Annotated in this window: 9 protein-coding genes, 4 tRNA genes and 6 rRNA genes; 4 read left to right on the top strand and 15 right to left on the bottom strand. The window is 45.1% G+C overall.

What is annotated here, in order from left to right; translation table 11 throughout:
- Positions 1–295: 295 nt before the first annotated feature.
- Complete coding sequence (locus tag AC5JP1_RS10530; RefSeq protein WP_493844080.1) at positions 296–1,960, top strand: mechanosensitive ion channel; 1,665 nt, start codon at positions 296–298, stop codon at positions 1,958–1,960.
- Positions 1,961–2,147: 187 nt separating this feature from the next.
- On the opposite strand, the gene AC5JP1_RS10525 is transcribed toward AC5JP1_RS10530, so the two are convergent.
- The gene (locus AC5JP1_RS10525; protein ID WP_493844079.1) at positions 2,148–3,641 is read right to left on the bottom strand and encodes a hypothetical protein; all 1,494 of its coding nucleotides are present in this window, start codon (positions 3,639–3,641) and stop codon (positions 2,148–2,150) included.
- 294 nt (positions 3,642–3,935) lie between these two features.
- Between AC5JP1_RS10525 and budC the strand changes: the two genes are divergently transcribed.
- Complete coding sequence (gene budC / locus AC5JP1_RS10520) at positions 3,936–4,718, top strand: meso-2,3-butanediol dehydrogenase (RefSeq protein WP_493844078.1); 783 nt, start codon at positions 3,936–3,938, stop codon at positions 4,716–4,718.
- 105 nt (positions 4,719–4,823) lie between these two features.
- Here the strand turns inward: budC and AC5JP1_RS10515 are convergent, their stop codons facing one another.
- The 3 genes from AC5JP1_RS10515 to AC5JP1_RS10505 all read right to left on the bottom strand — a co-directional run bounded on the left by AC5JP1_RS10515 (position 4,824) and on the right by AC5JP1_RS10505 (position 8,341).
- The gene (locus tag AC5JP1_RS10515; RefSeq protein WP_493844077.1) at positions 4,824–5,513 is read right to left on the bottom strand and encodes a lysophospholipid acyltransferase family protein; all 690 of its coding nucleotides are present in this window, start codon (positions 5,511–5,513) and stop codon (positions 4,824–4,826) included.
- A gap of 177 nt (positions 5,514–5,690) precedes the next feature.
- Complete coding sequence (parE, locus tag AC5JP1_RS10510; protein WP_493844076.1) at positions 5,691–7,577, bottom strand: DNA topoisomerase IV subunit B; 1,887 nt, start codon at positions 7,575–7,577, stop codon at positions 5,691–5,693.
- A 110-nt stretch (positions 7,578–7,687) separates the two neighbouring features.
- Positions 7,688–8,341, bottom strand: a complete 654-nt coding sequence (locus AC5JP1_RS10505; RefSeq protein WP_493844075.1) for a YqiA/YcfP family alpha/beta fold hydrolase — start codon at positions 8,339–8,341, stop codon at positions 7,688–7,690.
- Between the two features lie 188 nt (positions 8,342–8,529).
- Between AC5JP1_RS10505 and AC5JP1_RS10500 the strand changes: the two genes are divergently transcribed.
- Positions 8,530–8,790 (top strand): DUF1289 domain-containing protein, encoded by a 261-nt coding sequence (locus tag AC5JP1_RS10500; RefSeq protein ID WP_371532762.1) that lies wholly within the window; start codon positions 8,530–8,532, stop codon positions 8,788–8,790.
- 45 nt (positions 8,791–8,835) lie between these two features.
- Here AC5JP1_RS10500 and AC5JP1_RS10495 read toward each other — a convergent pair whose 3' ends face one another.
- The 11 genes from AC5JP1_RS10495 to AC5JP1_RS10445 form a co-directional block, all read right to left on the bottom strand.
- Positions 8,836–9,510, bottom strand: coding sequence for a hypothetical protein (locus tag AC5JP1_RS10495; RefSeq protein ID WP_493844074.1), 675 nt, complete (start codon positions 9,508–9,510; stop codon positions 8,836–8,838).
- Between the two features lie 211 nt (positions 9,511–9,721).
- A 5S ribosomal RNA gene (rrf, locus tag AC5JP1_RS10490) occupies positions 9,722–9,835 on the bottom strand.
- 164 nt (positions 9,836–9,999) lie between these two features.
- Positions 10,000–12,855 (bottom strand): 23S ribosomal RNA (locus AC5JP1_RS10485).
- Positions 12,856–13,193: 338 nt separating this feature from the next.
- Positions 13,194–13,269: transfer RNA gene (locus AC5JP1_RS10480), tRNA-Ala, on the bottom strand.
- 11 nt (positions 13,270–13,280) lie between these two features.
- Positions 13,281–13,357: transfer RNA gene (locus AC5JP1_RS10475), tRNA-Ile, on the bottom strand.
- A 73-nt stretch (positions 13,358–13,430) separates the two neighbouring features.
- Positions 13,431–14,969 (bottom strand): 16S ribosomal RNA (locus AC5JP1_RS10470).
- A gap of 709 nt (positions 14,970–15,678) precedes the next feature.
- Positions 15,679–15,792: ribosomal RNA gene (gene rrf / locus AC5JP1_RS10465) — 5S ribosomal RNA — on the bottom strand.
- A 164-nt stretch (positions 15,793–15,956) separates the two neighbouring features.
- Positions 15,957–18,812: ribosomal RNA gene (locus AC5JP1_RS10460) — 23S ribosomal RNA — on the bottom strand.
- Between the two features lie 338 nt (positions 18,813–19,150).
- Positions 19,151–19,226: transfer RNA gene (locus tag AC5JP1_RS10455), tRNA-Ala, on the bottom strand.
- An 11-nt stretch (positions 19,227–19,237) separates the two neighbouring features.
- Positions 19,238–19,314: transfer RNA gene (locus AC5JP1_RS10450), tRNA-Ile, on the bottom strand.
- 73 nt (positions 19,315–19,387) lie between these two features.
- Positions 19,388–20,926: ribosomal RNA gene (locus tag AC5JP1_RS10445) — 16S ribosomal RNA — on the bottom strand.
- The 16S, 23S and 5S rRNA genes sit together here with 4 tRNA genes alongside, the layout of an rRNA operon.
- A 1,142-nt stretch (positions 20,927–22,068) precedes the next feature.
- On the opposite strand from AC5JP1_RS10445, the gene thrS reads away from it, so the two are divergent.
- Positions 22,069–24,003 carry a threonine--tRNA ligase gene (gene thrS, locus AC5JP1_RS10440; protein WP_493844073.1) on the top strand — a complete coding sequence of 645 codons (1,935 nt, stop codon included), beginning with the start codon at positions 22,069–22,071 and terminating at the stop codon, positions 24,001–24,003.
- Positions 24,004–24,007 lie beyond the last annotated feature (4 nt).

Here is a 24,007-nt window from a genome sequence, read left to right as displayed (position 1 = left end):
ACAAATATAGTGTCGGGTAAAGCTTTCTGTCTTTAAATCCATCAATACTTCAGTTAAGCTGAGTTCGTTAAGGAGATAAGTAATCGAATGTTGACATTTATTATCAACATATGAGTATCAGTAGCAAATCGATAACTAAAAACCAAACTGATGCCATTGATAATAGAACCATTCAAAAAATACTATCTTCGTATAACTCAACCCCAAGACATTATTTTAATAATCATCTACATATCTGTCTCGCTCACTCATAGTTTTATTAGCGATATTTATAGGATGCTTCAAGGAGGATAAGATGAACCCAATGTATACATCTTTTAACGGTTATCTTGGTGGGCCTATCGGTTCTATCATTGGTGCTATTTTGATATTTATCATTGGTTGGCTAGTAGCACTCGGTATCGCAGCACTTGTCCGCGGTGTCCTATCTAAAGTCAATCTCAATCAACGCATGAACTCTTCAACCGGTAAAACTTACGATCTTGAGGGCATTATCTCCAAGATTGTTTTTTGGTTTATCTTTATCATTGCCATTTCAGGCGCGCTTAGCCAACTGAACCTAAACTCAATCTCGGCGCCATTTGCAAATATGGTCAACCAAGTATTGGCATTTATCCCTAACCTCATCGGTGCGATTGCTCTTGGTGTCATCGGTTGGGTCGTTGCTACAGTCGCTCGCACTGCTATCAATGCTGCACTGTCTAAAACCTCAATGGATGAGCGTTTGAGCGCAAAAGCTGGTGTAAAACCAATGAGCAGCACGATTGCTGACATGGTTTACTGGTTCATCTTGTTAGTGGTGTTGACCATGGTACTTGGTCAGTTAGAGCTTGATGGTTTGTTTGCCCCATTAACGAATATGGTCGACAAAATCTTCAGCTTTATTCCTAACATCCTGATTGCAGGTGTGGTATTTGTTGTCGGTTATATCATTGCCAAAGTGGTTCGTGGCATCGTAACCAATCTTGTTTCTACGTTTAATGTTCAAGCATTGGCGTCAAAAGCAGGCTTAAGTGAACAAAACAGCCTACCTAACATTGCAGGTTCGCTAGCATTTTTAGTAGTTATTATTCCAACGATTATTGCTGCGTTAAATGCATTGAAAATCGAAGTAATTGCTCGTCCTGCGACCAATATGCTTAACAAAATTATGGAAGCATTGCCAAATATCTTTATGGCAGTCGCTATCCTAGTAGTGACTTTCTATGTTGTTCGTATGGTCGCCAATATTGTTAAAGGTTTGCTTGAGAATACGCAAGTGAACCAATTGCCTGCCAAAGTAGGCTTGCAAGAAACCATGGGCAGCCAGAGAGTATCGGACTTAGTTGGTCATGCGATTATCTTCTTTGCTATGCTATTTGCAGCCATTGCAGCCGCCGATCTATTAGGTTTTGTTGCTATATCAGGCATCATCACGATGTTCATCGCTTTTGGTGCCAACATCGTATTAGGTGCGATTATCCTATTCATCGGATTTTGGCTTGCCAATATCATTGCAGGCGTTGTTGAACGCTCTGAGCAAGGGTCACAGTTCTTAGCAAACATCGTACGTGTATTGATCATGGGTCTTGTACTTGCTATGGGTCTAAAAGCAATGGGTATTGCTGATTCGATCGTCAATTTAGCATTTGGCCTAACTCTAGGTGCCGTAGCCGTTGCCTTTGCCCTATCGTTTGGTCTTGGTGGTCAAGAAGCAGCCGCACGCTTCCTACGTAAGATGCAAGACAAAATGGATCGTGAACGTGACGAAGCGAAAGCAAAGTCTGCAGTCACGCCAAACTCATCGACGCAAGAGAAAGTTGCTGATTCAGTACGTGAAAATACGCCTTCAGCTGCTACTACGTCAACTACTGACTTGCGTACTGATGTTATCGAGACGCCTCGCGTAGATACCAATGACATCTACAACAGTGATCAGACGCTTCCTGGTAGCAATCTTAACGATGATATCAATAAATAAGCATCCATAACGCCTTACTCTCAAATAAGAAAAAGACAGCCTAGGCTGTCTTTTTTTATGCGCGTATTAGTAGAAATCGCTTAGAGGTAGGGTATAAAAAATTGAAACGACATTGGAACCATGTTGAAACAGCACCTGACTCAGAACCACCCTGCTCTAAAAACTACTTTGCAGAAATTATTAATCCCTATTTGTCTTTTTTTGCAGGTATAGAAAGACTTAGCTGTATTTGAGGTAACTTAGCAGGCTCGTTATTGTCCTCAGATTTAGCATTCTGATCAGCTTGCTTATTTGTTCTTTGGACGTTTTTTTGCGATTCCTGCTTTTTTAGCTGCTGTATTTGCTTAGTTAGCTGCCGCTCTCTTTGGGTCATCGTATTGACTGGCTGTATCCATACATCAATATCGATAAATGTCTCATTATCTTCATCGATGAAGTCAATACCAAGCACAACGATATGATGTAACTCTACTATTGGCAAGCGCGTCGCTACGTCCTGGGCAATTTTTGCTAGATTCGGCTGGATAGCTGCTTTGCTATTATTTGCCTGAGCATCCTGACCATAGAATATGAGCACATAGTGCCGACCCAAGCTCTCATAAGAATGCTGATGTACCACATAGCCATCTTGTCGCAGCTTCTCACTTTGCTTAGGATGTCTATACAGCGTACGGACCAGCTCATGCCGCGAGAACAACGACTCATCCAACAGTTGTTGTTGCCAGCGGGACACCAAGATATCTGGCTGTGTTTGGTCGTCTGTCGCTGTCTGCTTTTCACGATATATCGCTATCATTTGTGCACTTAACTGCGACCATAGTGTCGCTGCTTGTTGCATGTGCTGATGATACATCTGGGCAGTTGCACTCTGATTTTTGTACGCGAGCGCCATGGTGACAAGTGCTGGATTGGGTTTATCCTGAGTTTCATGTTTGATAAGCGTATTATCTACTGTGATAGCAGGCGTCAATAAGGATGGACTTTGCAAAAACTGAGCAGCGAGCGCTTCTTCTGATACAAAGCTTGGTGCATGACTGATAGCCGAGTATTGCAACTGCGCTAAGTGATAACTCAAAAACCGCCATAACTCGCAAGGGGTTTGTAGCGCTACCAAGACCGATTGCCAGTCGTGCCAGCTGAACACTTGTAGCTGCGATCCAGCCTCACTCATATCTACCACCAAATCCTCCAAAAAATAGCGAGCACCAAAGTCATGCTTTAGACGATTGGATGTTTTGGTCTGATGACTATCAGTATGTGCTGTATTCCTCTCTTCATCATCAGTCAGCTGAATATCGACAACTAAAACATCATGGTAAACGGGCTCTACGTCTTTAGTGTTGGTGTCGATACTTTCGGTGCGGTTTTTTTCGATGTCGTTTCTTTCGGTGCTTTTATTTTGAGAAGCTGATGCCTTATGCCATGCGAGGGCAGATTTTACCGCAGTTATACGTGCTGCACTAATATCAGCTGAGCTGGTATCTAAAGGTAAATACAGTGTCAACGCTAGCAGTTGCAGCTTGCCTGCTGAGAGTTGGTAGAGATATTGACCAGCATCATATTTTTGTCCAGCTGTTTGTATAGCAGGCAGCGTGACGCCTATCGCAGCTGACTGTAAATAACAGGCAAGCTCATTAGCAAGATAACTTTTATCAGATATTGCAGTAGAGGACTGAGACACAAATTCCAACCTTTTATTATCGTATATTAGGCGATTAGTCGCCTTTTGACTTCTCAAAACCATAGCGTTTTTACCAATATCATTGCTAATACTTTAGCGCATTTACGACTGTAAAATTACGCTACATAAGCACCATCAGACACAGTCGCTTTCAACGCAATGACTTGTTATGATGATATCAAAGCGGTGTTACTTGTCCGTAGACTTTATAATTCTAAGCTGCATTCGCGCACCGCTGTTAGGTTCATTTATCAAATTTTAATCAGCACTATATAATAACAAGGATTGAGCATTATGAAGCGTTTTAAAGAAAAAACCGTGATCGTCACTGGAGCAGGTTCAGGTATTGGCCGTGCTACTGCCATTCGCTTTGCTGAAGAAGGTGCTAGAGTGGTTTTGGTAGGGCGTACTGCTGATACCTTAGCAGAAACAGCAGAACAGTTTCCAGAAGATCATACGTGGATTCATACTGACAATTATCTATGTGTTACTTGCGATATCAGCGTACAGAGCCAAGTACAGGAGATGATCAGGCATACTATCGATAAGTTTGAAAGGATTGATGTTTTGGTCAACAACGCTGGAAAAGCGACTCAAGGTAAGATAACCGATCTGTCTGCTGAAGACTGGCGCTCAGCCATTGATGTTAATCTAAATGGTACATTTTATGTCTCACAAGCGGCGATGCCCCATTTGATAGAAACCAAAGGCAGTATCGTTAATGTCTCATCCCTCTCGGGAATGGGCGGTGACTGGAATATGGCCGCTTACAACGCTGCCAAAGCAGGTGTAACCAACTTAACGCGTACACTGGCGTTAGATCATGGTCCTGACGGTGTGCGCGTAAATGCTGTCAATCCAAGTGTGACTAAGACCAGCATGACCACTGCCATTCAAGACAATGACAGTAAAACAGACAAATTTCTAGCCCGCTGTCCACTTGGGCGTTTGGCTGCCCCAGAAGATATTGCCGCTGCCATTACTTTTTTGGCCAGTAGCGACGCTGCTATGATTACTGGGGTGAACCTACCTGTTGATGGCGGCGTTAGCGCCTCTAACGGTCAGCCACAGTTCTAATATCTTGGCTCTCTAAATTAACAGCCACGATAAAATCACTCAAAAAAAGCCCCTGATAACATATTATCAGGGGCTTTTTTATCTTTAGCGATATACTATGAAAGCTTATTCAGATTTAGCTGCGTTGTTGATATCCTGTAGCGGCTGCGATAGACGCTCAGGGTGCCTTGGCATGACGCCTTGATATTGAGCATAAATTTTCGGTAAATCCGCATCAATATCTCCAGTTGGATGTATCACAGATAAAAAACGAACTTCTTTGGTATTATAATCCAGCGCGACTGGCAAGATAGGCACGCCAGCACCGAGCGCCAAATAGTAAAATCCTGTCTTCCAGCTCTCGGTATACTGCCGTGTGCCCTCTGGTGATAAGCCCAAAAATAGTGGCTCACCTGTCTTGAATTTATCGATACTGGCTTGCAATACTGAGCCTTTTTCAGTGCGATTAATCGGAATAATCCCCATCCAGTACAGCAGCTGAGACAATACTGGCACTCTAAACAGCGTATGCTTTGCCATGATACTAATTTTTAGATCTAGCGCAAATAAACTAGGAAGTGCATAAACGCCATCAACATTAGAGGTATGGGGCAGTGCCAATACCACAGCCTGAGAGATATTAGGAATATCACCAACCGTTCGCCATCCCAATGTCTTCATGAGCCACAAGCCAATCACAGGCGACACTTTATTACCGCGCCTAGGCACGTTATCACCCACTTGTTTTCTACTGAGCTTTGGCAGTATCTTTGAGCGTGTAGATTCAGTAGTAGCAGACTTAGAGCGTTTAAACATCTTTGGTATCCTGACAGCACAATATAGTGAAAGGTACTGATATGATAACATCTAGCCTGCTTAACTAGGCTGAATTTTGCGTGCTTTTACTATGTAGAATAGCGCTCAGTCATAAATATAAGTAATACTCTATGTCGTTCACTTTTGCATATATTTCTCAAGGCTCAATGATATTGATTAGGAAATATCAGCTAAGTCCCCTTTACTCTCAAGCCAAGACTTACGATCAGCGGCACGTTTCTTTGCCAGTAGCATGTCCATGATGCCATTGGTCAGTACCATATCGTCCATATCTAACTGCACTAACCGGCGCGTATCACGGCTCATCGTCGTCTCACGCAATTGCTCAGCACTCATCTCGCCCAGCCCTTTAAAACGGGTGATTTGCGCTTTTTTGTTGCCCGGTACATTGGCTAAGATATGCGTAAGCTCTGGCTCATCTAACGCATAGTGCACCTCTTTACCCACGTCCACACGGTACAATGGCGGCATCGCGACAAACAAGTGACCAGCATCCACCAGCGCAGGGAAATGCTTGACGAACAACGCACAGATCAGCGTCGCAATATGTAGGCCATCAGAGTCAGCATCCGCTAAGATACATATCTTGTCATAGCGCAGCTCGGACAAATCATCAGAGGCAGGATCCACACCGATCGCAATGGCGATATCATGAATCTCTTGGCTTGATAGTACCGTATCTGAAGAGACTTCCCAGGTATTTAGAATCTTACCACGTAACGGTAATATCGCTTGATAGTGACGATCACGCGCTTGCTTGGCACTGCCGCCTGCTGAATCCCCCTCTACTAAGAACAGCTCCGCGCCATCACGCAGATCTCCGCGGCAATCTGCCAATTTACCTGGCAGTGCTGGCCCTTGCGTGATTTTCTTACGAGCGACTTTTTTGGCTGATTTTAGACGGCGACCTGCTTTATTAATTGCCAATTCCGCAATCTGCGTACCCATATCGGCATGTTGGTTAAGCCACAAGCTAAACGCATCTTTTGCCAAGGTCTGTACAGCACCAGCAGCCTCGCGGCTCGATAGACGCTCTTTGGTCTGGCCAGAAAACTGCGGCTCAGAGAACTTCAAGGATAAGATATAGTTCACCCCATCCCACACGTCTTCTGCCGTTAACTTCACACTGCGCGGTAGCAAGTTATGGATATCACAAAACTCACGCAATGCTTCTAAGATACCCGTGCGTAGACCATTGACGTGCGTACCGCCCTGCGCTGTCGGAATCAGGTTCACATAGCTTTCCTGAATCGGCGTACCACCTTCAGGCAACCAAGACAAGGCAAAGGTAATGGCAGCACGTTCACCCGCTTTCGCATCGTAATTATAGTAAAACGGTGCTTCAGGCAATGTTTCAAGGCCGTCTAGCTGCTCGCTCAAATACTCAACCACGCCATCGGTAAACTGCCAAGCGACCTTTTCATCATTGATATCATCGGTGAATTCAATCGTTAGTCCCGCGGCCAAAACCGCCTTAGCTTTTAGATTGTGCTTGAGCTGCTTGACATTAAATTTGGGCGTATCAAAGAAACTACCATCGGCCCAAAAGTGTACTCTAGTACCACGTTTACGTTTATTGGAGCTGACCGCTTCTGTCAATGGCGTCACGGATGCGCCATTTTCAAACGCCATATCAAACTGGGTGCTATCACGCCATACCGTCACTTCAACACGTGTGGATAACGCATTGACGACAGAGATACCCACACCATGCAGACCGCCGGATACTTCGTAATTGGAGGTCGAAAACTTACCACCCGCATGCAAACGGGTCAAAATCAGCTCAATACCTGATTGACCAAACTCAGGGTGAATATCAGTTGGCATACCACGTCCATCATCCTCGACAGACAGCGACCCATCACTGTGCAGCTGCACCTTGATGGTTTTGGCATAACCCGCCAACGCTTCATCCACCGAGTTATCAATAACCTCTTGCGCCAAATGGTTTGGGCGCGTGGTATCGGTATACATACCTGGGCGACGACGGACGGGTTCAAGCCCTTCTAAAACTTCTAACGATTGCGCATTATATTGACTCACAAATGCATCCTTAACTATTCATGTGCGTTTAACTCTATAAAACCATTATAACGAAAAACAGCGACGTTAAGGTCAATAGTCCATCGTTCACGTCATATAATGTCGTCTATCTAATATTTTACTAAACCCTGTATCACTTCTATCACCATCGGTAACTGCTCACCAAAGTCACTAAAGCGATGATCGCCGCCTGCTTGTACAGTTACTGATGAACCCTGCCCTTCATAGAAAGCTTGAGACAACTCAGAATTTAATAGCTCATCTCCTTCTTTGAGCAATACAGCAACTTTATTAGGGTAAGTGACTTGGGATATGTGATGATCTGCAAACCACTGCAAATCTGACGGTGTAATACGCCAGCCACCCGCCGTTGTATGCAGGACGTTGTTATCAGACAGCGCATCACTGTTGTCTTGAGCGGATATTGCAGAATCAGAAAAACGCTGTAGCGTAACGTGAGGCTGAATGCTAGGATTTAGCAGCAATGCAGGACAACCTATTTGATTGCTTATTAAAGTGGAAAAATAACCACCTAACGAGCTACCGACCAATACCGTATTTGACGATTCGGTCTGCTCATCTTGGCTATTGTTTAACCCTTCTATCAATGACAACAGCTGCTCACGCACTTGCGCAGGCGATTTATTCAAATCAGGACGCAGCACCGTGATATCAGGATGATAGCGCTGACAGTATTTTTCTAACAGCAGCCCTTTGGTCGAGTTGGCATCGCTGTCCAGTCCATGGATATAAATCAGGTTCACGTATCATCTCACTTATTAATTTTGTTATGATTGTCTTATATAGGCCAGTGACATTAAGCATAGCACCCGATGCACAAAAATAATAACAATAAAACGGCACACTATTAGTCAGTATTTGCGACATAATAATATGGTCATAATCGTTTTATGCCAGTCAAAGGAATGACGGTAATAGCAATGGAGTCGCCATGAATCAACAGTTTGAGCTGTTCGACATTGACAACCCTTGTATCGGTGTCTGTCAAAGCAATAAGAAAGGCTATTGCTTTGGTTGCTTGCGCAGTCGAGCCGAGCGCCAACGATGGCATCATATGACGACAGAGCAGCAACGCGAGGTGCTAAGGCTTATCGCAGGACGTAAGCTGCGTATCGAGCTTATGCGACTCCGTAAAAACGAGCAACTAGGATTTGATTTTGAAGAAGACGTTGAGATGGGTGAGTTGTTTTGAGGGAATTTTGCAGCTATTCGAATTCATTCTAAACTGTTTAAAAATTTATAATGTAATAGGACTAAACTCCCTATTAATTGCTTCTTCTAACTTTTTAAGTTCTTTAATACTAAAAGTCTCATTTGAATGGAATGAGTATAAAACTTCATTAACTCTTTCTTTAAAATTAGGATTAATCATAATTTCATTGAATTCGTCTATCAGCTTTTCGAACCTATGATAACCTTGTCTTTGAAATAATAAAGTATACTCATCTATCATTTCTCCTTTAGCCTCGTGGCCTGTGAATGGGTCAAGCATTTTTGGCATATAAACAATATTCCATGGCGCTGTAAAGGCAAAAACATTTTTAGTACGCCCAAAAATATGGGAAATTTGATAATTTCTAATTGATTCGAATTTAGAACTCTGAGTTTTGGAGTATCCAGTCAAGGATCTAATTAGCTTAGCTGGTTCTGCATTGTTCGTAGAATCTTTTCGAACGTTATAGTTGCTGAGTAACTTTCCATAAAGCGCTTGGAATAAATGGGTGCCATTTGCATCGCGACCAAACCCTCGAATAAATACTTTCTCATTACCATAGATACGATTTTTTAGGAGATTCCATTCAATTTCGGCTTTATCATAAGGAGCATAAATCGTTTCTTTCAAACCAAAATTGAAGAAGTTCTCTTTAGATATATAACCTTCATTAAAGAATCTTATATAGGCATCTCTCATAATTTATCCATGTAATCTACAACTCACTATTTTAAAGTTCAGTTTACGACGATATAACAGTAAAAATTACACTGTATATTTTTACTGTCCCATAAATGTTGTATACGCTTAATATATCAAAGTGGTTGCAAATAATATCACATAGTAATTTTTGATGCCCAAAGAAAATCCCCCGCCTAGATAACTAGTCGGGGGATATTTCAGAATAGAGAGCTGACGATGACCTACTCTCACATGGGCGAACCACACTACCATTGGCGCAACGATGTTTCACTTCTGAGTTCGGGAAGGGATCAGGTGGGGCCATCGCGCTATTGTCGTCAGCAAAGGGGGTTAGATATGAGTCTGTTGTTTTTATTGTTTGACTATAAATGTTTAGTCTATGGTCGATCAACTTGTAACCTAACTGAATCAAGGTCAAAGGTGATATCGAAATGTTCTGTCTATGACAGATTAATTAGACTTGTATACAAACCACTTGGGTGTTGTATGGTCAAGCCAAACGAGCAATTAGTACAGGTTAGCTACACACATCGCTGTGCTTCCACACCCTGCCTATCAACGTCCTAGTCTTGAACGGCTCTTTAGGGAAATCTAATCTTGAGGTGGGCTTCCCGCTTAGATGCTTTCAGCGGTTATCCCATCCGAACGTAGCTACCGGGCAATGCCATTGGCATGACAACCCGAACACCAGTGGTTCGTCCACTCTGGTCCTCTCGTACTAGGAGCAGATCCTCTCAAATTTCCAACGCCCACGGTAGATAGGGACCGAACTGTCTCACGACGTTCTAAACCCAGCTCGCGTACCTCTTTAAATGGCGAACAGCCATACCCTTAGGACCTGCTTCAGCCCTAGGATGAGATGAGCCGACATCGAGGTGCCAAACACCGCCGTCGATATGAACTCTTGGGCGGTATCAGCCTGTTATCCCCAGAGTACCTTTTATCCGTTGAGCGATGGCCCTTCCATACAGAACCACCGGATCACTAAGACCTACTTTCGTACCTGCTCGACTTGTGGGTCTCGCAGTTAAGCGCGCTTTTGCCTTTATACTCTACGACCGATTTCCGACCGGTCTGAGCGCACCTTCGTACTCCTCCGTTACTCTTTAGGAGGAGACCGCCCCAGTCAAACTACCCACCATACATTGTCCTCGGTATTGTTATACCTGAGTTAGAACCCCAACATGACCAGGGTGGTATTTCAAGATTGGCTCCACCAAGACTAGCGTCTCGGCTTCAAAGCCTCCCACCTATCCTGCACAAGTCAGGTCAAAGTTCAATGTAAAGCTGTAGTAAAGGTTCACGGGGTCTTTCCGTCTAGCCGCGGGTACACAGCATCTTCACTGCGATTTCGATTTCACTGAGTCTCTGCTGGAGACAGCGCTGCCATCATTATGTCATTCGTGCAGGTCGGAACTTACCCGACAAGGAATTTCGCTACCTTAGGACCGTTATAGTTACGGCCGCCGTTTACTGGGGCTTCGATCAAGAGCTTCGCTTACGCTAACCCCATCAATTAACCTTCCAGCACCGGGCAGACATCACACCCTATACGTCCACTTTCGTGTTTGCAGAGTGCTGTGTTTTTAATAAACAGTTGCAGCAGCCTGGTATCTGCGACTGCCAACAGCTCAAGGAGCAAGTCCTATCACCATCAACAGCGTACCTTCTCCCGAAGTTACGGTACCATTTTGCCTAGTTCCTTCAGCAGAGTTCTCTCAAGCGCCTTGGTATTCTCTACCTGATCACCTGTGTCGGTTTAGGGTACGATTCGTTTATAACTATTGCTTAGAAGCTTTTCCTGGAAGCATGGTATTTGCCACTTCGTCCTACAAGTAGGACTTGCTATCAGATCTCGGTATAGAATAGCCCGGATTTACCTAAGCTATAAACCTACATCCTTTCACCTGGACAACCAACGCCAGGCTGACATAACCTTCTCCGTCCCTCCATCGCATTATAAACAAGTATCGGAATATTAACCGATTTCCCATCGACTACGCCTTTCGGCCTCGCCTTAGGGGTCGACTCACCCAGCCCCGATTAACGTTGGACTGGAACCCTTGATCTTCCGGCGTGCGAGCTTTTCACTCGCATTATCGTTACTCACGTCAGCATTCGCTCTTGTGATACCTCCAGCATGCTTTACAACACACCTTCACAGGCTTACACAACGCTCCCCTACCACTTGAAAACAAATTCAAATCCGCAGCTTCGGCTCCTAGTTTGAGCCCCGTTACATCTTCCGCGCGGGCCGACTCGACTAGTGAGCTATTACGCTTTCTTTAAAGGATGGCTGCTTCTAAGCCAACCTCCTAGCTGTCTATGCCTTCCCACCTCGTTTCCCACTTAACTAGGAATTTGGGGCCTTAGCTGGCGGTCTGGGTTGTTTCCCTCTCCACAATGGACGTTAGCACCCACTGTGTGTCTCCCGGATATCACTCATCGGTATTCGGAGTTTGCATCGGTTTGGTAAGTCGGTATGACCCCCTAGCCGAAACAGTGCTCTACCCCCAATGGTGTTCGTCCGAGGCGCTACCTAAATAGCTTTCGGGGAGAACCAGCTATCACCGAGTTTGATTAGCCTTTCACCCCTATCCACAAGTCATCCCCTGGCTTTTCAACGACAGTGGGTTCGGTCCTCCGGTGCCTGTTACGGCACTTTCAACCTGCTCATGGATAGATCACTCGGTTTCGGGTCTATACCCTGCAACTAGACGCCCTATTAAGACTCGGTTTCCCTACGGCTCCCCTAAACGGTTAACCTTGCTACAGAATATAAGTCGCTGACCCATTATACAAAAGGTACGCGGTCACCTAACAAGTAGGCTCCCACTGCTTGTACGCACACGGTTTCAGGTTCTATTTCACTCCCCTCACAGGGGTTCTTTTCGCCTTTCCCTCACGGTACTGGTTCACTATCGGTCAGTCAGGAGTATTTAGCCTTGGAGGATGGTCCCCCCATCTTCAAACAGGATTTCTCGTGCCCCGCTCTACTTAATATGTTAATGCTAATGTTTCGAATACAGGACTATCACCTACTACGGTCAGCTTTCCCACGCTGTTCTTCTACATTAGTACTAATCGGCTTCTCCCCGTTCGCTCGCCGCTACTAGGGGAATCTCAATTGATGTCTATTCCTAAGGGTACTGAGATGTTTCACTTCCCCTCGTTCGCTTCCTAATAAATTAGGATACCTACCTTATGGTAAGTGGGTTTCCCCATTCAGAAATCTCCGGATCACAGGATATTGCCGCCTCCCCGAAGCTTATCGCAGGCTGTCACGTCTTTCATCGCCTCTGACTGCCAAGGCATCCACCATGTGCGCTTCATTACTTGACCATACAACCCCAAGTAGTCTCTCGACTTCTAAGTGTCATACAATCTAATTATGATAACGATATCACCTATGTTTATACGCTTGATTCAGTTCTCTTTACTTTTTTAATAACTCACCCCTGGGATAACAACTGATGTCGTTAAGAGGTGAGTTATTAAGGTTAAGAAGTGCGCGTGAACACGCTCTTCCTAACCCAGACTCATATCTATGTTTTTAAATAGTCTCTATGCTCTCGTCGAGTCACAGATTCTGTATAAAACAGAAAGAAGTAATCTTACTCAAATCACTTGTTTCTATTTGATACCTATTTTATTTAGCACTCTAAGCTTAACTAAAGTAGTGGTGGAGCCAAACGGAGTCGAACCGTTGACCTCCTGCGTGCAAGGCAGGCGCTCTACCAACTGAGCTATGGCCCCATTATATAAAATGGTGGGTCTAAGTGGACTCGAACCACTGACCCCCGCGTTATCAACACGGTGCTCTAACCAGCTGAGCTACAGACCCTAATACGTCCTAAAACGTAAGCTTAAACTAAAGAACAACTTGTTGTGAATTCTTGCTGACCGAATGCCATCTATAAGGAGGTGATCCAGCCGCAGGTTCCCCTACGGCTACCTTGTTACGACTTCACCCCAGTCATCAACCACACCGTGGTGAACGCTCCCCCGAAGGTTAAGCTATCCACTTCTGGTGCAATCAACTCCCATGGTGTGACGGGCGGTGTGTACAAGGCCCGGGAACGTATTCACCGCGGCATTCTGATCCGCGATTACTAGCGATTCCTACTTCATGGAGTCGAGTTGCAGACTCCAATCTGGACTACGATAGGCTTTTTGAGATTCGCATCACATCGCTGTGTAGCTGCCCTCTGTACCTACCATTGTAGCACGTGTGTAGCCCTGGTCGTAAGGGCCATGATGACTTGACGTCGTCCCCGCCTTCCTCCAGTTTGTCACTGGCAGTATCCTTAGAGTTCCCGGCTTAACCCGCTGGTAACTAAGGACAAGGGTTGCGCTCGTTGCGGGACTTAACCCAACATCTCACGACACGAGCTGACGACAGCCATGCAGCACCTGTATTCTAATTCCCGAAGGCACTCCCGCATCTCTGCAGGATTCTAGATATGTCAAGACCAGGTAAGGTTCTTCGCGTTGCATCGAATTAAACCACATGCTCCACCGCTTGTGCGGGCCCCCGTCAATTCATTTGAGTTTTAACCTTGCGGCCGTACTCCCCAGGCGGTCTACTTATTGCGTTAGCTGCGTCACTAAGTCCTCAAGGGACCCAACGACTAGTAGACATCGTTTACGGCGTGGACTACCAGGGTATCTAATCCTGTTTGCTACCCACGCTTTCGAGCCTCAGTGTCAGTATGATGCCAGGAAGCTGCCTTCGCCATCGGTATTCCTTCAGATCTCTACGCATTTCACCGCTACACCTGAAATTCTACTTCCCTCTCACCTACTCTAGCCTAACAGTTTCAGATGCAGTTCCCAGGTTAAGCCCGGGGATTTCACATCTGACTTATCAAGCCACCTACGCTCGCTTTACGCCCAGTAATTCCGATTAACGCTTGCACCCTCTGTATTACCGCGGCTGCTGGCACAGAGTTAGCCGGTGCTTATTCTGCAGCTAATGTCATCGTCTCCGGGTATTAACCGAAGAGTCTTCTTCACTGCTTAAAGTGCTTTACAACCAAAAGGCCTTCTTCACACACGCGGCATGGCTGGATCAGGGTTTCCCCCATTGTCCAATATTCCCCACTGCTGCCTCCCGTAGGAGTCCGGGCCGTGTCTCAGTCCCGGTGTGGCTGATCATCCTCTCAGACCAGCTACAGATCGTCGCCATGGTAGGCCTTTACCCCACCATCTAGCTAATCCGACTTAGGCTCATCTAATAGCGAGAGCAACAAGTTGCCCCCTTTCTCCCGTAGGACGTATGCGGTATTAATACGAGTTTCCCCGTGCTATCCCCCACTACTAGGTAGATTCCTAAGTATTACTCACCCGTCCGCCGCTCGACGCCTGATAGCAAGCTATCATCGTTTCCGCTCGACTTGCATGTGTTAAGCCTGCCGCCAGCGTTCAATCTGAGCCATGATCAAACTCTTCAGTTTAATCTTGCTATGAAGCTCTTTAAAGAAGCTTCTAAACTTGGCTCATCTAATCTGGCAAAATCGCTAAAAATTATGTTCGTAATGAATTAACTTTGAGTTTTTCTGCTGTCTTAAATGATAATTTTTATAGTTAATAATCTTTCCGAAAAGAAAAGATAGTCAACTTTATTTTTTAGCATTCTGAATCAGCAAAAATCCACACAAGTTGTTCTTTAGTTATGCTTTTAAATAGTCTCAATCACTGTCGTCCAGTCATCGATATATAGGGTATTTCTTTTGCCATCTAGCCAATCCGTCTCCGGTTAAGCTATCTAGCGAGCCGACTATCTTATCATAATGATTTGATTTGTCAAGACTTTTTATAATTTGTTTCACCAGGTTAACTGCGTTATTAATATGTAATTTACATATTAGTCACCGCTAGTCCGTCCGATGAGGGCGTATTATAGACGCTTTATTTATTTAGTCAAGAAGTATTTTTAATTTAATTCAAACAATCTATATCGTTTAAATCAGTAAACCACTTCCCTTTCGACTGGGTGGCATTATACGCACATCTATTGAGAACGCAAGGATTATTATGACTAATTTATAAATAGTTATTTAGCTATAATAGATCGAATCTAATGCAGCTATTGCTATAGAATTTTTCACTAGCCAAAGAAAAGCCCCCTGATACGTTAGTATCAAGGGGCAAATCAGAATAGAGAGCTGACGATGACCTACTCTCACATGGGCGAACCACACTACCATTGGCGCAACGATGTTTCACTTCTGAGTTCGGGAAGGGATCAGGTGGGGCCATCGCGCTATTGTCGTCAGCAAAGGGGGTTAGATATGAGTCTGTTGTTTTTATTGTTTGACTATAAATGTTTAGTCTATGGTCGATCAACTTGTAACCTAACTGAATCAAGGTCAAAGGTGATATCGAAATGTTCTGTCTATGACAGATTAATTAGACTTGTATACAAACCACTTGGGTGTTGTATGGTCAAGCCAAACGAGCAATTAGTACAGGTTAGCTACACACATCGCTGTGCTTCCACACCCTGCCTATCAACGTCCTAGTCTTGAACGGCTCTTTAGGGAAATCTAATCTTGAGGTGGGCTTCCCGCTTAGATGCTTTCAGCGGTTATCCCATCCGAACGTAGCTACCGGGCAATGCCATTGGCATGACAACCCGAACACCAGTGGTTCGTCCACTCTGGTCCTCTCGTACTAGGAGCAGATCCTCTCAAATTTCCAACGCCCACGGTAGATAGGGACCGAACTGTCTCACGACGTTCTAAACCCAGCTCGCGTACCTCTTTAAATGGCGAACAGCCATACCCTTAGGACCTGCTTCAGCCCTAGGATGAGATGAGCCGACATCGAGGTGCCAAACACCGCCGTCGATATGAACTCTTGGGCGGTATCAGCCTGTTATCCCCAGAGTACCTTTTATCCGTTGAGCGATGGCCCTTCCATACAGAACCACCGGATCACTAAGACCTACTTTCGTACCTGCTCGACTTGTGGGTCTCGCAGTTAAGCGCGCTTTTGCCTTTATACTCTACGACCGATTTCCGACCGGTCTGAGCGCACCTTCGTACTCCTCCGTTACTCTTTAGGAGGAGACCGCCCCAGTCAAACTACCCACCATACATTGTCCTCGGTATTGTTATACCTGAGTTAGAACCCCAACATGACCAGGGTGGTATTTCAAGATTGGCTCCACCAAGACTAGCGTCTCGGCTTCAAAGCCTCCCACCTATCCTGCACAAGTCAGGTCAAAGTTCAATGTAAAGCTGTAGTAAAGGTTCACGGGGTCTTTCCGTCTAGCCGCGGGTACACAGCATCTTCACTGCGATTTCGATTTCACTGAGTCTCTGCTGGAGACAGCGCTGCCATCATTATGTCATTCGTGCAGGTCGGAACTTACCCGACAAGGAATTTCGCTACCTTAGGACCGTTATAGTTACGGCCGCCGTTTACTGGGGCTTCGATCAAGAGCTTCGCTTACGCTAACCCCATCAATTAACCTTCCAGCACCGGGCAGACATCACACCCTATACGTCCACTTTCGTGTTTGCAGAGTGCTGTGTTTTTAATAAACAGTTGCAGCAGCCTGGTATCTGCGACTGCCAACAGCTCAAGGAGCAAGTCCTATCACCATCAACAGCGTACCTTCTCCCGAAGTTACGGTACCATTTTGCCTAGTTCCTTCAGCAGAGTTCTCTCAAGCGCCTTGGTATTCTCTACCTGATCACCTGTGTCGGTTTAGGGTACGATTTGTTTATAACTATTGCTTAGAAGCTTTTCCTGGAAGCATGGTATTTGCCACTTCGTCCTACAAGTAGGACTTGCTATCAGATCTCGGTATAGAATAGCCCGGATTTACCTAAGCTATAAACCTACATCCTTTCACCTGGACAACCAACGCCAGGCTGACATAACCTTCTCCGTCCCTCCATCGCATTATAAACAAGTATCGGAATATTAACCGATTTCCCATCGACTACGCCTTTCGGCCTCGCCTTAGGGGTCGACTCACCCAGCCCCGATTAACGTTGGACTGGAACCCTTGATCTTCCGGCGTGCGAGCTTTTCACTCGCATTATCGTTACTCACGTCAGCATTCGCTCTTGTGATACCTCCAGCATGCTTTACAACACACCTTCACAGGCTTACACAACGCTCCCCTACCACTTGAAAACAAATTCAAATCCGCAGCTTCGGCTCCTAGTTTGAGCCCCGTTACATCTTCCGCGCGGGCCGACTCGACTAGTGAGCTATTACGCTTTCTTTAAAGGATGGCTGCTTCTAAGCCAACCTCCTAGCTGTCTATGCCTTCCCACCTCGTTTCCCACTTAACTAGGAATTTGGGGCCTTAGCTGGCGGTCTGGGTTGTTTCCCTCTCCACAATGGACGTTAGCACCCACTGTGTGTCTCCCGGATATCACTCATCGGTATTCGGAGTTTGCATCGGTTTGGTAAGTCGGTATGACCCCCTAGCCGAAACAGTGCTCTACCCCCAATGGTGTTCGTCCGAGGCGCTACCTAAATAGCTTTCGGGGAGAACCAGCTATCACCGAGTTTGATTAGCCTTTCACCCCTATCCACAAGTCATCCCCTGGCTTTTCAACGACAGTGGGTTCGGTCCTCCGGTGCCTGTTACGGCACTTTCAACCTGCTCATGGATAGATCACTCGGTTTCGGGTCTATACCCTGCAACTAGACGCCCTATTAAGACTCGGTTTCCCTACGGCTCCCCTAAACGGTTAACCTTGCTACAGAATATAAGTCGCTGACCCATTATACAAAAGGTACGCGGTCACCTAACAAGTAGGCTCCCACTGCTTGTACGCACACGGTTTCAGGTTCTATTTCACTCCCCTCACAGGGGTTCTTTTCGCCTTTCCCTCACGGTACTGGTTCACTATCGGTCAGTCAGGAGTATTTAGCCTTGGAGGATGGTCCCCCCATCTTCAAACAGGATTTCTCGTGCCCCGCTCTACTTAATATGTTAACTCTAATGTTTCGAATACAGGACTATCACCTACTACGGTCAGCTTTCCCACGCTGTTCTTCTACATTAGAATTAATCGGCTTCTCCCCGTTCGCTCGCCGCTACTAGGGGAATCTCAATTGATGTCTATTCCTAAGGGTACTGAGATGTTTCACTTCCCCTCGTTCGCTTCCTAATAAATTAGGATAACTAGCTTATGCTAGCTGGGTTTCCCCATTCAGAAATCTCCGGATCACAGGATATTGCCGCCTCCCCGAAGCTTATCGCAGGCTGTCACGTCTTTCATCGCCTCTGACTGCCAAGGCATCCACCATGTGCGCTTCATTACTTGACCATACAACCCCAAGTAGTCTTTCGACTCCAAAGTGTCATACAATCTAATTATGATAACGATATCACCTATGTTTATACGCTTGATTCAGTTCTCTTTACTTTTTTAATAACTCACCCCTGGGATAACAACTGATGTCGTTAAGAGGTGAGTTATTAAGGTTAAGAAGTGCGCGTGAACACGCTCTTCCTAACCCAGACTCATATCTATGTTTTTAAATAGTCTCTATGCTCTCGTCGAGTCACAGATTCTGTATAAAACAGAAAGAAGTAATCTTAATAAATCACTTGTTTCTGTTTGATACCTATTTTTATTTAGCACTCTAAGCTTAACTAAAGTAGTGGTGGAGCCAAACGGAGTCGAACCGTTGACCTCCTGCGTGCAAGGCAGGCGCTCTACCAACTGAGCTATGGCCCCATTATATAAAATGGTGGGTCTAAGTGGACTCGAACCACTGACCCCCGCGTTATCAACACGGTGCTCTAACCAGCTGAGCTACAGACCCTAATACGTCCTAAAACGTAAGCTTAAACTAAAGAACAACTTGTTGTGAATTCTTGCTGACCGAATGCCATCTATAAGGAGGTGATCCAGCCGCAGGTTCCCCTACGGCTACCTTGTTACGACTTCACCCCAGTCATCAACCACACCGTGGTGAACGCTCCCCCGAAGGTTAAGCTATCCACTTCTGGTGCAATCAACTCCCATGGTGTGACGGGCGGTGTGTACAAGGCCCGGGAACGTATTCACCGCGGCATTCTGATCCGCGATTACTAGCGATTCCTACTTCATGGAGTCGAGTTGCAGACTCCAATCTGGACTACGATAGGCTTTTTGAGATTCGCATCACATCGCTGTGTAGCTGCCCTCTGTACCTACCATTGTAGCACGTGTGTAGCCCTGGTCGTAAGGGCCATGATGACTTGACGTCGTCCCCGCCTTCCTCCAGTTTGTCACTGGCAGTATCCTTAGAGTTCCCGGCTTAACCCGCTGGTAACTAAGGACAAGGGTTGCGCTCGTTGCGGGACTTAACCCAACATCTCACGACACGAGCTGACGACAGCCATGCAGCACCTGTATTCTAATTCCCGAAGGCACTCCCGCATCTCTGCAGGATTCTAGATATGTCAAGACCAGGTAAGGTTCTTCGCGTTGCATCGAATTAAACCACATGCTCCACCGCTTGTGCGGGCCCCCGTCAATTCATTTGAGTTTTAACCTTGCGGCCGTACTCCCCAGGCGGTCTACTTATTGCGTTAGCTGCGTCACTAAGTCCTCAAGGGACCCAACGACTAGTAGACATCGTTTACGGCGTGGACTACCAGGGTATCTAATCCTGTTTGCTACCCACGCTTTCGAGCCTCAGTGTCAGTATGATGCCAGGAAGCTGCCTTCGCCATCGGTATTCCTTCAGATCTCTACGCATTTCACCGCTACACCTGAAATTCTACTTCCCTCTCACCTACTCTAGCCTAACAGTTTCAGATGCAGTTCCCAGGTTAAGCCCGGGGATTTCACATCTGACTTATCAAGCCACCTACGCTCGCTTTACGCCCAGTAATTCCGATTAACGCTTGCACCCTCTGTATTACCGCGGCTGCTGGCACAGAGTTAGCCGGTGCTTATTCTGCAGCTAATGTCATCGTCTCCGGGTATTAACCGAAGAGTCTTCTTCACTGCTTAAAGTGCTTTACAACCAAAAGGCCTTCTTCACACACGCGGCATGGCTGGATCAGGGTTTCCCCCATTGTCCAATATTCCCCACTGCTGCCTCCCGTAGGAGTCCGGGCCGTGTCTCAGTCCCGGTGTGGCTGATCATCCTCTCAGACCAGCTACAGATCGTCGCCATGGTAGGCCTTTACCCCACCATCTAGCTAATCCGACTTAGGCTCATCTAATAGCGAGAGCAACAAGTTGCCCCCTTTCTCCCGTAGGACGTATGCGGTATTAATACGAGTTTCCCCGTGCTATCCCCCACTACTAGGTAGATTCCTAAGTATTACTCACCCGTCCGCCGCTCGACGCCTGATAGCAAGCTATCATCGTTTCCGCTCGACTTGCATGTGTTAAGCCTGCCGCCAGCGTTCAATCTGAGCCATGATCAAACTCTTCAGTTTAATCTTGCTATGAAGCTCTTTAAAGAAGCTTCTAAACTTGGCTCATCTAATCTGGCAAAATCGCTAAAAATTATGTTCGTAATGAATTAACTTTGAGTTTTTCTGCTGTCTTAAATGATAATTTTTATAGTTAATAATCTTTCCGAAAAGAAAAGATAGTCAACTTTATTTTTTAGCATTCTGAATCAGCAAAAATCCACACAAGTTGTTCTTTAGTTATGCTTTTAAATAGTCTCAATCACTGTCGTCCAGTCATCGATATATAGGGTATTTCTTTTGCCATCTAGCCAATCCGTCTCCGGTTAAGCTATCTAGCGAGCTGACCATCATATCATGTTTTAATAGTCTGTCAACTTCTTTTTTTAATTTGTTTCAACAAGTTAACTGGGTTATTAATGTGTAATCACACACTAGCTACTTCCAGCTCGTCTTGATGAGGTGCGTATTATAGACGGTTTAACTTTTGTGTCAACCCGTTTTATTAATGTTTTTAATCTTATTTTAGGAGATGAATAAATTGTCACCTTTTTCAATGGGTTATAAATTCGAGGTTGTTTATTTTCTTAAATACTAGTGTGCAATATTATTTAGCTCATCAATTTTTAATGAAGACGAGCTTATTTGTTCCTCATAACTGGACTTATTCATCCTGTCATTCTTGAGTATTTTCCTTAAACAAATTATCTCTTATATCTTTAAATGTTGATATTCATATAATTAGCACTATATAGAAGCTAAGTTATTCGGGGTTATATGACGATTTCAATATATTGTCCTATATAGTGCAGTATTTGATACTACCTTTATCATAAGATATGGCTCTTATATTAGTCGTCGCGCAATCCCTTGATATCTAGTGTTGAGAGACGGTTTTTGCTATAATAGGTATTTTGCTGCATTACTTATATATGTTGGCTGTTATGTTACTTCTATAGCGAAATGCATTTTGCTGCAATGCTATTAGTTAACTGGCTTTAAGCCTTACATCAGCTCTAGCATATATAGTCATAGTAAGACTCTAGGTAATGCGTTCCTTTCACAACATATCACAATGATTAGATATAATTGATGCGGTCTCACGGTTATATGATTGATGGTTGCAATCATCACTGCCAACGGACCCAATAATAGGCGAATAGATTATGGTAGCGATTACTTTACCCGATGGTAGTGTAAAAGACTTTGAAGGTCATACAACAGTCATGGAAGTGGCGCAAAGTATTGGGACAGGACTCGCTAAAGCGACGGTTGCTGGACGTGTAAATGGTCATCTGGTAGATGCACATGATCCTATCATCGCTGATGCCAATGTTGAAATCGTAACGCCAAAAGACGACGACGGTGTCGATATTATTCGTCACTCATGCGCTCACCTATTAGGTCATGCTGTTAAACAGCTCTACCCTGATGTAAAAATGGTCATTGGTCCTGTTATTGATGATGGTTTTTATTACGATATCTTTAGTGAAACACCATTTACGCCTGAGCATATGGAAGCGATCGAAAAACGCATGATGGAGCTGATCAAGCAAGATTATGATGTTATCAAAAAAATGACGCCACGTGCCGAAGCGATTGAGATATTTGAATCACGTAACGAAGACTATAAGTTAAAGCTTATCAATGATATGCCAGGTGAAGAAGCCTTTGGTTTATATCATCACCAAGAATATGTGGATATGTGCCGTGGCCCGCATGTGCCAAACACACGCTTTTTGAAAGTATTTAAACTGACCAAGATGTCAGGTGCTTATTGGCGTGGTGATGCGAAAAACGAACAGCTACAGCGTATCTACGGTACGGCTTGGGCAGATAAGAAACAGCTAAAAGCCTATATCCAGCGTATTGAAGAAGCCGAAAAACGTGACCATCGTAAAATCGGTAAAGCGTTGAACTTGTTTCACATGCAGGAGCAAGCGCCAGGTATGGTGTTCTGGCATGCGAATGGCTGGACAATTTACCAAGTACTTGAGCAATACATGCGTAAAGTGCAATACGATAACGGCTATGAAGAGATCAAAACGCCACAAATTGTTGATCGTAGTCTGTGGGAACGCTCGGGCCATTGGGGCAACTATGCAACCAATATGTTCACGACTGCTAGTGAAAACCGTGATTATGCGGTAAAACCGATGAACTGTCCTTGTCATGTGCAAGTATTCAATCAAGGCCTAAAGTCTTACCGTGACTTGCCACTGCGTATGGCTGAGTTTGGTTCTTGTCATCGTAACGAGCCATCAGGGTCATTACATGGTTTGATGCGCGTACGTGGTTTTACGCAAGATGATGCGCATATTTTCTGTACGCAAGCACAGATTCAACAAGAAGTTGCTGACTTTATCAAGCTAACCCTTGCTGTCTATGAAGACTTTGGTTTTGACAATATCGTTATGAAACTGTCTACTCGTCCTGAAAAACGTGTTGGTAGTGATGAGTCTTGGGATTTTGCAGAAAAAGCTTTATCAGATGCGCTAGATAGCTCAGGCTTAGATTGGGATTATTTACCTGGTGAAGGCGCTTTCTATGGTCCAAAGATTGAGTTCAGTCTAAAGGATTCGTTAGGTCGTATTTGGCAGTGCGGTACCATTCAGGTTGATCCAAACATGCCTGAACGTCTCGATGCAGAGTTCGTCAATGAGCAAAACGATCGTGAAGTACCTATTATGTTGCACCGTGCAATCTTAGGTTCGTTTGAGCGTTTCATCGGTATTTTGATCGAAAACTATGCCGGTTGGATGCCAGTATGGCTAGCACCGCAGCAAGTTGTGGTCATGAATATCACCGATAAACAGGCTGATGCATGCGAAAACGTAGTTAGCGAGCTCAAAAATGCAGGTTTGCGCGCTATTAGCGACTTGCGTAACGAAAAGATTGGATTTAAGATACGAGAGAAAACATTAGAACGTATTCCCTATATGCTAGTATTAGGGGATAAAGAAGTCGAATCGGGCAGTGTTAACGTCCGAACTCGCGAAGGTGAGAACCTTGGCGTGATGAGTGTTTCTGAATTTATTACATTAGTACAGACCGCTGTCAGTAAAAAAGGCCGACAGACCCCAAAAACAGATGAGGAGTAATACC

The sequence above is a fragment of the Psychrobacter sp. H29 genome (assembly GCF_059073055.1).
This window is presented reverse-complemented; position numbering and strand designations above follow the sequence as displayed.